The sequence below is a fragment of the Blastomonas sp. CCH1-A6 genome (assembly GCF_001556365.1).
GTDB lineage: Bacteria > Pseudomonadota > Alphaproteobacteria > Sphingomonadales > Sphingomonadaceae > Blastomonas > Blastomonas ursincola.
Genome location: NZ_LSIS01000232.1, coordinates 1 through 1,330, shown reverse-complemented (window position 1 = coordinate 1,330; position 1,330 = coordinate 1). Strand labels below are relative to the sequence as shown.

The 1,330-nt window shown below is 59.8% G+C and carries 1 protein-coding gene and 1 pseudogene; both read left to right on the top strand.

Annotation, left to right across the window (positions count from 1 at the left end; all coding sequences use genetic code 11):
* Positions 1-103 (top strand): annotated as a pseudogene (locus AX735_RS25060) (IS5/IS1182 family transposase); the annotation flags it as partial.
* A gap of 395 nt (positions 104-498) precedes the next feature.
* Positions 499-1,330: lytic transglycosylase domain-containing protein (locus AX735_RS10435; protein ID WP_231750085.1), on the top strand; the 832-nt coding region annotated here is incomplete at its 3' end.

Genomic DNA, 1,330 nt, shown 5'->3' with positions numbered 1-1,330 from the left:
CCGCCTCAAGGACTTCCGCCGCATCGCTACCCGATACGACAAGCTCGCCAGAAACTTCCTCTCAGCCGTAAGCCTCGCTGCCGCTGTGGCATTCTGGCTGTGATTGAGTCTCGACCCTAAACTCTGTGCTGGCCGAAGCCAGATAACTGACTGCATCCTGCAGGTAAGCGTACCCTATAGCACCACTCGGCTGCGTCTACTCTTGCAGTGATGAACTCCGGTGCCGATGCAGTTCCAACGGCCGATCACAGTTTCGGTCCACGTTCGTTCGACCAGAATATGCGATGTGGTCGCAGCTTTCGGTCCGCTCGATCGAGCTGAGTGGCAGATTTCGACAAAAGCGGTCACTTTGATGTGTGGCGAGGAACGACCGCCGGGTCTGGGGCGGCAGCTGCTGGTGCGGTGCTTACCTCGCCAAATCCATACGACGCTTGCGCCAGCTGAGCCTTCTCGATAACCTTATTCGGCGGTACTCAAGCCATGCCGAAAGGTGTGGTTATGAAATTCTACCTCATCGCAGCGCTCATCGCGCTCAGCAGCCAAGCGGCAGGCCAAGAGGCCAAGCTTGAAGACTTCTCGAGCAGCACACCCCCAGAATTCTCGGTCCTGGTGCCCGGAGTGCCTGTCAAACCCCCGACCGGGCAGCCGGAGGCCAAGCAGCCCGTTCCCGGGGGTGAAGGGACTGCCTTTGCGGAAGAGGCGATCACCCCTGTCAGTCCCACGCCCCCATTGTTCTACATCCCGTCCTGGATGAGACGCGGAAACTCTGCCGTCATTCCCACGCTGGTGAATGCATCAAGACTCGGGTCAGATCCCGATTGCCTCTCTGGAGGATACTTCCCGCGCTATGACCTGTCCGAGGTGGCACAATCGCGACGCCGTCTCTATTTCCGCCACGTCGCTGCAGCCGCTTGCGAAGCCGGCGTTCCTGTGCGGCTGTTTGACGCGCTCGTTGCTCATGAAAGCCGCTACCAGCCCTTTGCGCGCAGTCCTGCCGGGGCCATGGGCATGGCGCAGCTGATGCCGGGGACCGCAAACTATCTTGGCGTTTCAGATCCTTGGGACCCTGTTGAAAACCTCCGCGGGGGAGCGCGGTACCTGCGTGAGCAGCTCAATCGCTTTGGCTCGTGGCATCTTGCTTTGGCTGCGTACAATGCCGGTCCGGGCAACGTCGACAAGCATGGCGGAATTCCGCCCTTTGCTGAAACGCGCAGCTATGTCCGCACCATACTTGCATCGCTCAGCGGAAGCTCTGCCGCGCCAGTCTCACTTGCTAGGGGTGACTACACGAAAGTGACGTATCTGCACGCTAAGGGCGAACAAATCCGGT